This is a genomic window from Aeromonas sp. MaB10011B (assembly GCF_017939325.1).
Lineage (GTDB): Bacteria > Pseudomonadota > Gammaproteobacteria > Enterobacterales > Aeromonadaceae > Aeromonas > Aeromonas caviae.
On the sequence record NZ_JAGKRK010000072.1, the window covers coordinates 154794 to 168411 of the forward strand.

General features: G+C 60.6%; 15 protein-coding genes. 10 read left to right on the forward strand and 5 right to left on the reverse strand.

The annotated features are described in order from the left end of the window. Positions 1 to 33: 33 nt before the first annotated feature. From J9893_RS15070 to J9893_RS15080, 3 genes are all read right to left on the reverse strand, one after another. Positions 34 to 492 (reverse strand): methylglyoxal synthase, encoded by a 459-nt coding sequence (locus tag J9893_RS15070; protein ID WP_041211864.1) that lies wholly within the window; start codon positions 490 to 492, stop codon positions 34 to 36. A 250-nt stretch (positions 493 to 742) separates the two neighbouring features. Next, on the reverse strand, positions 743 to 1222 hold the full coding sequence (gene bfr, locus J9893_RS15075) for a bacterioferritin (RefSeq protein WP_010675778.1): 480 nt from the start codon (positions 1220 to 1222) through the stop codon (positions 743 to 745). Between the two features lie 132 nt (positions 1223 to 1354). Continuing rightward, entirely contained in the window at positions 1355 to 1561 is a 207-nt protein-coding gene (locus J9893_RS15080) for a bacterioferritin-associated ferredoxin (RefSeq protein ID WP_039039715.1), read from the reverse strand. Positions 1562 to 1699: 138 nt separating this feature from the next. On the opposite strand from J9893_RS15080, the gene J9893_RS15085 reads away from it, so the two are divergent. From J9893_RS15085 to J9893_RS15110, 6 genes are all read left to right on the forward strand, one after another. Further along, on the forward strand, positions 1700 to 2014 hold the full coding sequence (locus J9893_RS15085) for an HlyU family transcriptional regulator (RefSeq protein ID WP_041211748.1): 315 nt from the start codon (positions 1700 to 1702) through the stop codon (positions 2012 to 2014). Further along, positions 2011 to 4083: a GNAT family N-acetyltransferase gene (locus J9893_RS15090; RefSeq protein WP_210599898.1), complete on the forward strand. Its 2073-nt coding sequence runs from the start codon at positions 2011 to 2013 to the stop codon at positions 4081 to 4083. Before J9893_RS15085 ends, J9893_RS15090 begins: the two co-directional genes overlap by 4 nt. A 366-nt stretch (positions 4084 to 4449) precedes the next feature. Then, complete coding sequence (gene coxB, locus J9893_RS15095) at positions 4450 to 5580, forward strand: cytochrome c oxidase subunit II (protein WP_246875605.1); 1131 nt, start codon at positions 4450 to 4452, stop codon at positions 5578 to 5580. Positions 5581 to 5589: 9 nt separating this feature from the next. After that, complete coding sequence (ctaD, locus tag J9893_RS15100) at positions 5590 to 7188, forward strand: cytochrome c oxidase subunit I (protein ID WP_210599899.1); 1599 nt, start codon at positions 5590 to 5592, stop codon at positions 7186 to 7188. A gap of 9 nt (positions 7189 to 7197) precedes the next feature. After that, positions 7198 to 7752 (forward strand): cytochrome c oxidase assembly protein, encoded by a 555-nt coding sequence (locus J9893_RS15105; protein WP_200164348.1) that lies wholly within the window; start codon positions 7198 to 7200, stop codon positions 7750 to 7752. Between the two features lie 2 nt (positions 7753 to 7754). Continuing rightward, complete coding sequence (locus J9893_RS15110; protein WP_128312924.1) at positions 7755 to 8636, forward strand: cytochrome c oxidase subunit 3; 882 nt, start codon at positions 7755 to 7757, stop codon at positions 8634 to 8636. 8 nt (positions 8637 to 8644) lie between these two features. Here the strand turns inward: J9893_RS15110 and J9893_RS15115 are convergent, their stop codons facing one another. Continuing rightward, positions 8645 to 8851 (reverse strand): DUF2909 family protein, encoded by a 207-nt coding sequence (locus J9893_RS15115; RefSeq protein ID WP_201920918.1) that lies wholly within the window; start codon positions 8849 to 8851, stop codon positions 8645 to 8647. A gap of 81 nt (positions 8852 to 8932) precedes the next feature. On the opposite strand from J9893_RS15115, the gene J9893_RS15120 reads away from it, so the two are divergent. From J9893_RS15120 to cyoE, 4 genes are read left to right on the forward strand one after another with little or no spacing between them, the layout of a single operon-like run. Then, positions 8933 to 9595, forward strand: coding sequence for an SURF1 family protein (locus tag J9893_RS15120; protein WP_128312946.1), 663 nt, complete (start codon positions 8933 to 8935; stop codon positions 9593 to 9595). Then, complete coding sequence (locus tag J9893_RS15125; RefSeq protein ID WP_210599900.1) at positions 9592 to 10074, forward strand: hypothetical protein; 483 nt, start codon at positions 9592 to 9594, stop codon at positions 10072 to 10074. Before J9893_RS15120 ends, J9893_RS15125 begins: the two co-directional genes overlap by 4 nt. 59 nt (positions 10075 to 10133) lie before the next feature. Beyond that, positions 10134 to 11144: a COX15/CtaA family protein gene (locus J9893_RS15130; RefSeq protein ID WP_210599901.1), complete on the forward strand. Its 1011-nt coding sequence runs from the start codon at positions 10134 to 10136 to the stop codon at positions 11142 to 11144. Next, positions 11141 to 12046 carry a heme o synthase gene (cyoE, locus tag J9893_RS15135; RefSeq protein ID WP_210599902.1) on the forward strand — a complete coding sequence of 302 codons (906 nt, stop codon included), beginning with the start codon at positions 11141 to 11143 and terminating at the stop codon, positions 12044 to 12046. Before J9893_RS15130 ends, cyoE begins: the two co-directional genes overlap by 4 nt. 126 nt (positions 12047 to 12172) lie before the next feature. On the opposite strand, the gene J9893_RS15140 is transcribed toward cyoE, so the two are convergent. Beyond that, positions 12173 to 13603 (reverse strand): gamma-aminobutyraldehyde dehydrogenase, encoded by a 1431-nt coding sequence (locus tag J9893_RS15140; protein ID WP_113069019.1) that lies wholly within the window; start codon positions 13601 to 13603, stop codon positions 12173 to 12175. Positions 13604 to 13618: the final 15 nt, after the last annotated feature.

Here is a 13618-nt window from a genome sequence, read left to right on the forward strand (position 1 = left end):
CATCTGTTCCGGCTCTTTGCTGTCTGGCGTTGCTTATTCGGTTCTGGCCTTGAGGTAGCCGGCGTAGTCGGGCACCTGGACGCTGAATGCCTGCTGCATGTGCGGGCTGTCCATGATGAAGTCCGCCGTCGCCTCGTTGGTGGCGACCGGGATGTTCCAGACGGCCGCGAGGCGCAGCAGGGCCTTGACGTCAGGATCGTGGGCGGCGGGATTGAGGGGATCCCAGAAGAAGATCATCACGTCTATCTTCCCTTCGGCGATGAGGGCGCCGAGCTGCTGATCCCCGCCCATGGGGCCGGAGAAGAGGCAGGTAATGGGCAGCTGCGCCTTCTTGCCGAGCAGAGTGCCCGTGGTGCCGGTCGCATAGAGATGGTGGAGCTTGAGCTCCTCCTTGCGGCGCAGCACCCAGTTCAGCAGAGGGGCTTTCATGTTGTCGTGAGCCACCAGGGCAACCCGTTTGTGGGGCGCCATCTCGCGTGCAATCAGTTCCATGGAGGTCATCCGTAGCAAAATGATGGGAATGGGGTCGTATCCTAATCGAAAGCGGCGCCTGCCGCTGCCCCATGCATCGTAACTGTGATCCCGGAGGCGGTTCAATCCGGCGCCTGCCACCCTGACAGCCTCTGGCCTGCCTTGTCAGCAGCCAGGTTGGCTACCGTATCGTAGGGCAAGATCTCTGCCGCTGGCGCCATGAAAAAACCCGCCTGGGCGGGTTGGGATTCTCTCTTGATGTCATCTAGATTCAGGATGACTCGGCATGGAGCTGGGATTGCTGGTAGTTTTCCAGACCGATACGGGCGATGAGATCGAGCTGGGTTTCCAGCCAGTCCACATGCTCCTCTTCATCTTCCAGGATCTCCTGGAACAGGTCGCGGCTGACGTAGTCCTGCACAGACTCGGCATAGGTGATGGCGACTTTCAGGTCGGGGATGGCGTCCATCTCCAGAGACAAGTCACAGCGCAGCATCTCTTCCACCGTCTCACCGATGCGCAGCTTGCCCAGATCCTGCAAGTTGGGCAGCCCTTCCAGAAACAGCACCCGCTTGACCAGCTCGTCGGCATGTTTCATCTCATCGATGGATTCGTGATACTCCTTGTGCCCCAGCCCCTTGAGGCCCCAGTCATCATAGATGCGGGCATGCAGGAAGTATTGGTTGATGGCAACCAGCTCATTGGCCAGCACCTTGTTGAGGTGGGCAATGATTTTGGGATCTCCTTTCATCGACATTACTCCTCGTTTTCGAGCCTAGGCAACGATCACTAGAGCTTAGTCCAGAAACATGACCATAACGTGATGGGGGAAAGTCGTCCCCTGGAGGGCAGAAGGAGAGATGAAGACGAGAAGTCGGCGGTTTTACGCCACTTCGTAATAGAGCGGTGCCTGCTCTGACTCCATCTTGTCGATTTCGGTAGCGATGATCTCCATCGCCATGCGCACACATTTACCACATTGGGTACCGACTTCCAGCGACTGTTTCAACTGTCGGAATTCAGTCTTGCCTGCCTGTACCGCCTTGCGGATCTGGTTATCTGTGATGCCGCGGCACAAACACACGTACATAATCTGGACCTCATGCTGGAATGAGATGAAATCTAAATGAGAATGGTTCGTAGTGCAAAGAACGAATGGTAATAAGATCCCGTGCTTGCCAGTGATTCCACCCTTGGGGAGAATGCCTTTATCAGAGAGGATGCGAACATGTTCAAAAAACTATTCAATGCCCTGTTCAAGGGAGAGATCGCCCAGAGCCCCGAGGTTGAGCCCATCGAATACATGGGCTATCTCATCTATCCCGAGCCCATGGCGGAAGGGGGGCAATACAGGTTGGCAGGTCGCATCACCAGGGAGATCGACGGGCAATTACAGACCCATCGCTTCATCCGCTCCGATCTCTTTGCCAATCCGGCGGATGCCGAGCGCTTCATGGTGCAAAAGGCCCATACCTTCATCGACCAGATGGGGGAGCGCATGTTTGAACCCCGCGTGAAGCCAGACGCCAGCCCAGCTCCATGATGTCAGCTGAGCTGCTCGCCTTGCGCCACGCACTCGCTCATGCCGGCGAGCGGCGTCTGATCTGGCTGGAAGGGGAGGAGGATGACTGCATCGTTCGTGCCGAATCCTTGCTGTGGGGGGCCGTGTTCTGGCTGGGGCAGGGTCCTGAGCGTCATGCTCCGCAGCCTGCCGCCAAGGCGCTTCAACGGCTCGGTCAGGAGTGTGACACCCTGGTATTCAATGCCTTCAGCGGTTTTCACCCCGATGCATTCGGTGCCTTGGCGGGGACATTGAGGGCTGGGGGGCTCTTGCTTCTGCTGACCCCGCCGCGGGAGGTATGGCCGACCTACCCAGACCCTGATCGTCAGAGGCTGGTCGCCCAGCCAGAGGAGGCCGATCGTGCCGGGCAGGGGTTCATCTCCCGTCTGGTACGGTTGCTGGCAGAAGATCCGGCGCGAGATCTGACGCCTGCCTCTTGTGATTTTACCTGGCAGCCTCTTGACGGGGACCGGCCGCTGAGCGCGGATCAGGCCCGTGCGCTGCCCGCCATCCAGAACGTGTTGCACGGCCATCGCCGTCGCCCCCTCGTGCTGAGCGCCGATCGCGGTCGTGGCAAGAGCGCCGTGCTGGGGCTGGCGAGCGCCGACTTGCTGAGTCGGGATCCGGCCTTGACTATAGCGGTGACTGCCCCTTCCCACGCTACAGTGGCGACACTTTTTGCCCATGCAGAGCGCGCGCTGGCAGAGATGCCTGAGCGGCTGGCCGGTCTGAGCTATGTGTCCCCTGATCGGGTGGCTCAAGGAGACGTACTGGCGGATCTGCTGCTGGTAGATGAGGCCGCCGCCATCCCGACCCCACAGCTGGAGGCCATGCTGGCCCGTCACAGTCGCATTGTCTTCGCTACAACGGAGCACGGCTATGAGGGGACGGGGCGCGGCTTTCATCTGCGCTTCAAGAGGGTACTCGATCAGCAAACCCCGGATTGGCAGGAGCTGCGCCTGGTGGAGCCCATTCGCTGGAGCCTGAGCGATCCGCTGGAGCCTCTGATCTTCCGGCTCCTTGGTCTGAATGCCGACATATCGGCACCTCATCCCCCGACATCACCGACCTGGCGCCTGGTCGGACAAGATGAGCTGGCCCGTGATGACGCGCTGCTCAATCGGGTGTTCGGCCTGCTCGTGCTGGCTCACTACCAGACCAGCCCCAGTGATCTGCGGTATTTGCTGGAGGGGCCGGATCTCGACATTCATCTGATGGAGCAGGGACAGGAGTTGATCGGGGTGGCGCTGGTCGCGCGGGAGGGCAATATACCCCCTGATCTGGCGCATGCGATCTGGGCCGGACGACGGCGCCCTCGTGGACATCTGCTGCCCCAGTCGCTGCTGGCCCACGCCGGTTTCGTGACGGCGGGGGAGCGCTCTTATGCCAGGGTGATGCGCATCGCCATCCATCCTGCCCTTCATCGTCTCGGGCTGGGGTCCAGGTTGCTGGACAAGCTGGTATCACATTATCGGGTATTAGGGGTCGATTATCTGGGATCTGCCTTCTCCGCCAGTCCAGATCTGCTGCCATTCTGGCTCAAGGCGGGATTGAAGGTGCTGCGTCTTGGTCTGCAGCGCGATGCGGCCAGCGGCAGTCATGCAGCTTTGCTGCTGATGCCGTTGCAATCGGAATATCACGCCGAGCTGGCGCAATGGCGACAGCGTTTCATGAGCCAGTTGCCGGCCCTGCTGGCGGGTGAACTCAAGAGGCTGGATACCGAACTGGTCTGGCTATCCCTCAGGGGCGGACCTGTCACTCATGTGCCGGATCTGGATGAATTCGAGCATCGGGAACTCGATTGCTTTGCCCACCATCACAAGCCATTCGAATTGTGCCAGGGGACACTGCAACGCTGGCTGCTCCGGCAAGTGATGATGCTGGATGCGTTGAGTCAGGATGAACGACGGTTGCTGATCGCCACCATCTGGCAATATGCGCCCTGGTCAGAGCTGTCTGCCCGACAGGGTGTCGCGGGCAAACCCGCCCTGATAAAAGCATTGCGCTCCCTGCTGGCCAGACTGCTGGCTCATCAAGCCCCAGCGGGCTGACCCCGCCTCTGGCACGGCAGAAAACCACGGAGCCCGGGAGGACCCCATGGCCCCTCCCGGGTTCTGCACATCGATTCGACTCACCATGGCTGAAGCTCTCCCCGTTCAAGGCGCGGCCACCAGGGACCCGTTTCTCCCTCTTCCCTGCTCGCGTTTTGCCCATTGCCACTGCTCTGATGAGCCTGACCAAGGCTATCTGCATTTTGGTTTTTTCTGAATATGGACTAATACTTGAATGTGAAATGAATTTTAATAAATGCATTATTTTCAGATGGTTAGCATTGGGTGTATCGAATGCAGGCCATCTTCTCCAACGTGCACAGGGAGTGCAATGTGAGAAACGATGCAGCTCAGGCAGGTGCCGGAATGATGATGTGGTTCATCAGCAGCAGCGCCTTTGCCAATGAGATCCGGTTCAACATGACGCGCGGGGCGACCGCCATCAGCCAGCAGGTCTATGACCTGCACATGACGATTTTCTATATCTGTTGCGTCATCGGTCTGCTCGTCTTCGGCATCATGTTCTGGTCCATCGTGCACCATCGAAAATCGCGCGGTGCCAAAGCCGCCCAGTTTCACGAAAGCACCCGCATCGAGTTGCTGTGGACTGCCATCCCCGTGTTGATACTGATCGCGATGGCGGCACCGGCAACCTCGACTTTGTTGAAGATGGAGGATACCTCCAAGGCCGATCTCACCGTCCTCGTCACGGGCTCGCAATGGAAATGGCATTACAAATACCTCGAGTATCCGGTGGCGTTTTATTCCCTGCTGGCGACCAGCAAACAGCAGATCTCCGGTGATGCCCCCAAGGGTGGCAATTATCTGCTGGAGGTAGATAACCCTCTGGTGTTGCCGGTCGGCAAGAAGATCCGTTTCCTGATGACCTCGGACGATGTCATTCACTCCTGGTGGGTTCCCGCCTTCGCCGTGAAAAAAGACGCCAATCCTGGCTACATCAACGAGTCCTGGACCCGGATCGACAAGCCGGGCACCTATCGTGGGCAGTGCGCCGAGCTGTGCGGGAAGGATCACGGTTTCATGCCCGTGGTTGTGGTGGCCAAATCCGCAGAGGAGTTCGAGAAGTGGATTGCCAGAAAGGGAGACGAGCAGGCAACCGCCAAGGCACAGCAACAGGCGCTGGCAGCGGAGACCATGACGTTGCCACAAGCCATGGCGCTGGGGGAGAAAGTCTATCTGGGGCACTGTGCGGCCTGTCATCAGCCCGCGGGTACCGGATTGCCCGGCATCTTCCCGGCGCTCAATGGCAGCAAGGTGACCACACAGGCGGAGCATCGTGCCCAGCATCTGGATACGGTGTTGCACGGCCGGAGTGGTACGGCGATGCAACCTTTTGGCAAACAGTTGACGGCACAGGAACTCGCCGCCGTCATTACCTATGAACGCAATGCCTGGGATAACAAGACCGGCGACCTTGTGCAGCCAGCCGAGGTGCAGTCCCTTCTCAACCCGGCCAATTCGGACAAGGACAAGTGAGGCGTCGGCATGAGTGATGGAATCACGGATACCTTGCACAGCGAGCATGCCCACCAGCCGGCGGCCGGTCTGAGGCGCTGGCTCTACACAACCAATCACAAGGACATCGGTACCCTCTATCTGTGCTTTGCCCTCACCATGTTCTTTACCGGTGGTGCCATGGCCATGGTGATCCGGGCAGAACTGTTCCAGCCCGGACTGCAACTAGTGGAACCCCTGTTTTTCAACCAGATGACCACGGTACACGGCCTCATCATGGTCTTTGGTGCCGTCATGCCCGCCTTCACCGGCCTCGCCAACTGGCTGATCCCCATCATGATTGGAGCCCCTGACATGGCGCTGCCCCGCATGAACAACTGGAGCTTCTGGATCCTGCCGTTTGCTTTCCTCATCCTCCTGTCGAGCCTGTTTATGGAGGGAGGCGGCCCCAGTTCTGGCTGGACCTTCTATGCCCCCCTGTCCACCCAGTACAGCGGCAACAGCACGGCCCTGTTTGTCTTTGCCATTCACATCATGGGGATCTCCTCCATCATGGGGGCCATCAACGTCATCGTGACCATCTTCAACCTGCGGGCGCCGGGCATGGGCTGGATGCAGATGCCGCTGTTTGTCTGGACCTGGCTCATCACGGCGTTTCTGCTCATCGCTGTCATGCCGGTGCTGGCGGCTGCGGTGACCATGGTGCTGACGGACAAGTATTTCGGGACCAGTTTCTTCGATGCGGCCGGTGGGGGGGATCCTGTCCTGTTTCAGCACATTTTCTGGTTCTTCGGGCACCCGGAAGTCTACATCATGATATTGCCGGCTTTCGGCATCGTCTCCAGCATCATTCCGACCTTCTCCCGCAAGAAGCTGTTCGGTTATCGCTCCATGGTCTATGCCACCAGCAGCATCGCCTTGCTCTCCTTCATGGTCTGGGCGCACCACATGTTCACCACCGGATTGCCCGTGGTGGCGGAGCTGTTCTTCATGTACACCACCATGCTGATCGCGGTGCCGACAGGGGTAAAGGTATTCAACTGGCTTGCCACCATGTGGCGTGGTTCTCTGACATTCGAGACCCCCATGCTGTTTGCCATCGCCTTCATCACCCTGTTCACCATTGGCGGTTTCTCCGGGCTGATGCTGGCCATGACGCCGGCTGATTTTCAGTATCACGACACCTATTTCGTAGTGGCCCATTTCCACTATGTGCTGGTGACCGGTGCCGTCTTCTCGATCCTGGCTGCGGCCTACTACTGGTTGCCGAAATGGACGGGGCACATGTATGACGAGCGGCTCGGCCAATGGCACTTCTGGTGTTCGCTCGTCTCGGTCAATGTGCTGTTTTTCCCCATGCATTTTGTCGGGCTGGCGGGCATGCCTCGCCGCATTCCCGATTACGCCCTGCAATTTGCGGACTTCAACATGCTGATCAGCCTGGGGGGCTTTGCCTTCGGCCTGTCCCAGCTGCTGTTTGTCTGGGGTGTGATCAAATGCATCAGAGGCGGAGCCAAGGCGAGCGATCGGGTATGGGAGGGGGCCGAGGGGCTGGAATGGACGCTCTCTTCTCCCCCTCCCTATCACAGTTTCCAGACTCCACCGGATATCCGGTCGGAAGAGCGTTAGGGAGGTCATATGACCCAGGTCAGTCATGCCCCCTTGCTCAGAAAACTGGCTCTGGTCGTGCTCGTCATGTTTGGTTTTGCCTTTGCGCTGGTGCCGCTTTATGACGTCTTCTGCCGGATCACCGGCCTCAATGGCAAGACGTCTGATCAAGCGGCCAGTACGGAGCGGGCGGTGATCGACAGCAAGCGGAGCATCCAGATCGAGTTTCTTGCTCATGCGGATACCCGGATGCCGTGGGAGTTCAGCGGTGAGACGGCTCGGCTGTCGGTGCGGCCGGGGGAGGTGAAGATGGTCAACTTTCGGGTGTTCAATCCCACGGAGCGGGCCATGGTGGGTCAGGCGGTCCCGTCGGTCTCTCCCGGTCCCGCCGCAGCCTATCTGAAGAAAGTGGAGTGTTTCTGCTTCAATCGCCAGGAGCTGAGGGCAGGGCAGAGCAAGCTGATGCCGCTCAAGTTCTATATCGATCCGGCACTACCGGGCAGCATCAATACCATCACGCTTTCCTACTCGCTCTATGACATCACGGAGTCCGTACCTGCACCGGCACTCGCACAGAGGAAATGACCATGGCCAAGGTGAACCAGACCTATTATGTCCCGGACCAGAGTCGCTGGCCCATCATTGGTGCCATTGCACTGTTTTTCCTGGCGTTGGGGGCGGGACATCTGGTCAATGAAGTGGCGAGTGGGCAGACCGGTTTCGGCCGGTATCTGATGATGGCCGGTGTCGCCCTGCTGGCATTCATGTTGTTTGGCTGGTTCCGTCACATCATCCGGGAGTCCATGACCGGGCTCTACAGCGCCCAGATGGACAGATCCTTCAGGCAGGGCATGGTCTGGTTCATCTTCTCCGAAGTGATGTTCTTTCTGGCTTTTTTCGGAGTGCTGTTCTATGCACGCCAGCTTGCGGTGCCCTGGCTGGATGGTGCGGGCCACAGGGTGATGACGGGCCAGCTGCTGTGGCCGGATTTCACCGCTCACTGGCCCCTGCTCAAGACGCCCGGCGGGGCCACGACCCAGGCCATGCCCTGGCTGGGGATCCCCCTCATCAATACCTTGATCCTGCTCGGCTCCTCCGTGACCCTGCTGTTTGCACACATGAGTCTGGAAAACGGCAGACGCATGCGGCTCAAGGGGATGTTGCTGGCCACCGTGGTGCTCGGGCTGACATTCCTGTGGTTTCAAGGCTATGAGTATCTGCATGCCTATCGGGATCTCGGGTTGCGGCTGGATTCCGGCATCTATGGCAATACCTTCTTCATTCTGACCGGGTTCCATGGACTGCACGTGCTGCTGGGCACCCTTTTCCTGACCATCATCTGGCTGCGAATCATGTTGAGGGATCATTTCACCCCACAGCGTCATTTCGCTTTCCAGGCTGCGGCCTGGTACTGGCACTTCGTCGATGTGGTCTGGCTCTGTCTGTTCGTCTTTGTCTACCTGCTTTGATGCCGTGCTCAGTAGGGGCGAGGGTTGGGCTCCAGCCAGCCCATCGCGAGAGAGAGCAGCAGTATGATGACCACCAGCAGGGAGAAGAAGACGCGCCGGCCCAGAGGTACCGACATCTTTTGCGTATTGCCTGCACTGAGCATCAGCCAGAGGGCGTGAAACAGCTGGCCGATGATGAGCAGCAGCATGAGTATCAGAACGACCTTAAGCAACATCTTGGGATCCTCCTCGATATGCGCGATTCGGCTGCACGAGACAAGCGACGACCATGGCATCACAGACGCTGGTTCGTCTTGTTGTTCACTCTGGTGGTGACGGCCGGTTTGTGCAAGCTGGCGTTCTGGCAGTGGCAGCGCGCAATGGAAAAAACGGCCTGGCTGGCGCAGATGGCAAAGATGCAGCAGGCCGGGCCAAGGACATTGGCCCAGATCGACTGGCAACACCCGGAGTCACTGGATGGCCAGCCTCTGCAAGGGAAAGCCGAGTGGGTCAGCCCTTATGTCTGGTTGCTGGACAACCAGATCGTCAACGGGGAGGTTGGCTATGACGTGCTCATCCCGGTACGCGCAGAAGGAGGATCCTCACTGTTGCTGGTCAACCTGGGATGGGTGCCCGCGCCATCCGACAGGTCGCAATTACCCAATCCCGCCATCCCCGCCGCAATGACCCTTGAAGGTGTGCTGCGCATGGCTCCCGGCGGCTTCCTGCTGGGACAGAACATAGAACCAGGCCCCTACCCGAACCGGCTGCAATCCATCAGGGTCGAGACCCTGCGACAGGCAATCGGAGCCCCGCTTGCAGACGCAGTGTTGTATCAAAGACGAACCCTATTCCTCTATCACTACCAGCACAATGTCATGCCTCCTGAAAAACACCGGGCTTATGGGGTGCAATGGCTCGGCTTGGCGCTGGTGGTTCTGTCAGGGGGGGTCATACTGACAAGGAGGTGCTCCCCATGAGCGGATGGCGACGCTGGCGGGTGCCAGCGCTCTTTGCTGCGGTGATCCTGCTGCCTGTGGTGCTGGCGGCTCTGACTCTTCACCAGGGCTGGTATGAACCCGGCACGCGCAGCAAGGGGCACTGGCTGCACCAGGAGATCTACCTGTTGCAACCGCTTCCTGCCCATCAGCACCAATGGCGACTGGTCTATCTGGTGGCCCCTCGCTGCGAGGGGCAATGCCGGCAGGTCCCTGTGCTGATGGCGCGCATCCAGGCTGCACTTGGCCGCAACCTGGACAAGCTGGAACTGGTCCAGTTGACGCCACCTCACGAGACAAACAGTGAAATGAGAGAGGGGGATATACTGCTGGTGGACGCCCGCGGGCTGGCCATCTTGCGTTACGAGGTGCCCGGCAGCACGACGACCTGGCCGTTGCTTGGCAAGGCGGTACTGTCGGATCTGCAGCAACTGCTCAAATATCAGCGTGGGGTGCAGTGACGATGCAGCCGACATGGGACTCGCATCTTCTGGCTACTGCACGGTCAACGAGGCGGCATATGAAGATGCACAAGAGGCTGGCCTCCGTGGCCATTGCGCTGGCAGTTCTTGTCATCGCGCTCGGTGCTTATACCCGGTTGACGGATGCCGGGCTGGCATGCCCCGATTGGCCAGGTTGCTATGGTTCCCTTGCCATTCCCCGCGCCGAGCATGCGGAACTGGCGGCACAGCGCTATCCGGCCAGCCCGCTTGTTCCTCACAAGGCGCGCAGCGAGATGGTGCATCGCTACTTCGCCGGGGTGCTGGGAGGCGTGATTGTGCTCCTGTCCGGCTTGGGCTGGCGTACAGGCGGCCGACTGCGCCACCTCTCGCTCATCTTGCTGGTGCTGGTTGCGGGTCAGGCGGCACTGGGTATGTGGACGGTGACCCTGGCCCTGCATCCCTTGGTGGTGACCACTCATCTGCTGGGCGGCTTCGCCATCCTGACCTTGCTTTGGCTCTATCGGGCCGAATTGGCAGGTTTCCCTTCACCCCCGCCCGTACACCAGGGCGTTTCCTGGCTTGGCAGCATGGCCTGTGGCGTGTTGCTGCTGCAGATCGCGCTGGGGGGCTGGACGTCGGCGAACTATGCGGCCATGGCGTGTGTGGAGTTTCCCTTGTGCCAGGGCAACTGGCAGGCAGAGCTGAATTGGGCGCAAGCCTTTCATCTCCCTCTGGGGCACGCCAGCTATGAGTTCGGCGTGCTGGGCAAGGAGGCGCGCCAGACCATTCACATCGCCCATCGCCTGGGAGCGCTGACCACGGCCTTGCTGGTGGGTGCTTTCGCCCTCGCGCTGCTCTGCCAGCGGCCCCCCTTGAGAGGGTTTGGCTGGTTGTTGCTGGGTCTGCTGACCGTGCAGATTGCCTTGGGATTGGCGAACGTCCATCTAGCCCTGCCGCTGGCCAACGCCCTTGCACACAATCTGGTGGCCGCCCACCTGCTGGCCTGTTGTGTGCTGGCGCGCGGGAGCCTCTCTTTGCCTCATCACGACCCCTTGCCATCCCCTGGGATGGTCAGGAGCCGGACATGAATGGGAGAGGGCGGGTACAGCGCTTCGCCCTCCGCCGGGTGCACGATTATTGTCAGTTGACCAAACCAAAGGTGGTCACCCTGCTGCTCCTGACCGCCTGGGTGGGCATGCTGCTGGCCGAGCCGACACGCGCCTCTCTGGACGAGATGATACTGGGCCTGGCGGGGATTGGACTGCTCGCTGCCGGGGCGGCGGCCATGAACCATTCTCTGGAGTACGGCATTGATGCCCGGATGCGCAGAACGCGCTGGCGCCCGGTCGCCACGGGACGGATCACGCCGGGGCAGGCGATGAATTTTGCGATCTGTCTGGCACTGTCGGGGTTTGTTTTGCTCCATTGGGGCGTGAATCCCCTGACTGCCTGGCTAACCCTGGCCAGCCTGTTCGGCTATGCGGTCGTCTATACCCTGCTGCTGAAGCGGGCCACATCGCAGAATATCGTCATCGGTGGATTGGCGGGAGCCATGCCACCGCTCTTGGGCTGGACCAGCATCACGGGGCAGCTTTCGGCCGAGCCCTGGCTGCTGGTGATGATCATCTTTACCTGGACGCCGCCCCATTTCTGGTGTTTGGCCATCCACCGGCGCGATGACTATGCCGGTGCCGACATTCCCATGCTGCCGGTCACCCACGGCACCGATTTCACCAAGACAGCCATCCTGCTCTATCTGCTGATCCTGACGCTCGTCTGTCTGCTGCCCTATCTGATCGGCATGTCGGGGCTTGTCTACCTGGTCGGCAGCCTTGGGTTGAACCTCGGATTCTGCTGGCATGGTTGGCTGTTGAAGTACGGGGATCGGCCCGGCCAGGCGATGCGCACCTTCCGTTTCTCCATCTATCACCTGATGCTGCTGTTTGGTCTGCTGATTCTGGATCACCACTGGTTGTGGCGGTTGTCATGACGTTGATGCGGGTCGCGGTCGGGTGAATGGTGACGCTGCGTTGGTGCACTGCAGGGATGCACAGACCTGATGCAAAACAAGATGGCCCCAAGGGGCCATCTTGTTTTCAGGGGGACGGAGTGGAGCCTAGAGCTTGACCATGATGTGGCGCGGCACCGTGTAGTCCTCCAGCGCGTAGAGGGAGAGATCCTTGCCGTAGCCGGACATCTTCATGCCGCCGTGGGGCATCTCGGAGGTGAGCATGAAGTGGGTGTTGATCCAAGTGCAGCCGTACTGCAGGTGGCTGGCTACCTTGCTGGCAAGGCCGAGATCCCGGGTCCAGACCGAGCTGGCGAGGCCGTAGTCCGAGTCGTTGGCCCACTGCACCACCTGCTCGGCGTCGCCAAAGCGGGTCACCGACACCACCGGGCCGAATACCTCCCGGCGCACGATTTCATCCTCCTGGCGGGCATGGGCGATCAGGGTCGGCTCGAAGAAGAAGCCGTTGCCTGGGCGGATCTTGCCCCCCGCCGTCACCTCCACGTGACCGCTGCTCTGGGCCCGTTCCACGAAGCTGGCCACCCGGTTGCGCTGCCGGTCCGAGATGAGCGGCCCCATCTCCACCCCCTCCTCGCGCGGACCGCCCACCTTGATGGAGGCGACCGCCTCAGTCATGGCGGCGACGAACTTGTCGTAGATCTTGCCCTGGGCATAGATGCGGCAAGCGGCTGTGCAATCCTGGCCGGCGTTGTAGAAGCCGAAGGTGCGAATGCCGGCCACCACGGCCTCCAGGTCCGCATCGTCAAAGATGATGACCGGCGCCTTGCCGCCAAGCTCCAGATGGGTGCGCTTCATGGTGCGGGCGGCGCTCTGCAGGATCTTCTGGCCAGTGGCGATGTCACCGGTGAGCGACACCATGCGCACCAGCGGGTGCTCCACCAGCGGTGCCCCCACGCTCTCGCCCCGGCCGCAGACGATGTTGATGACGCCGCGCGGGAACAGCTCGCTGGCGAGCTCCGCCAGGCGCAGGGCGGTGAGCGGGGTCTGCTCGGAGGGCTTGAGCACCACCGTATTGCCGGCGGCGAGCACTGGGGCCATCTTCCAAGCCGCCATCATCAGCGGATAGTTCCAGGGGGCGATACTGCCCACCACCCCGATGGGGTCGCGGCGGATCATGCTGGTGTGCCCCTCGATGTACTCCCCCGCCAGTGGCCCCTGCAGGCAGCGGGCGGCGCCGGCGAAGAAACGGAAGCAGTCCACCACCGCGGGCAGCTCGTCATTGAGCACCGCCAGATAGGGCTTGCCGCAGTTGAGGGATTCGAGCGCTGCAAACTCCTCGGCGTGGCGTTCGATGGCATCGGCCAGGCGCAGCAGCAGGGTGCTGCGTTGGGCCGGGGTGGTGCGGCTCCACTGGGCGAAGGCGCGTTGGGCGCCGTTCACCGCCCGGTTCACCTGTTCGAACGAGGCTTCGGGCACCGAGGCGAGCAGCTCGCCGGTGGCCGGGTTGAGGATGGGCTCGGCCTGGCCGTCACCGGTGACGAACTGACCGTCGATCAAGAGTTGGGTAGAGAGTTTCATGGTTGCATCCTTGCG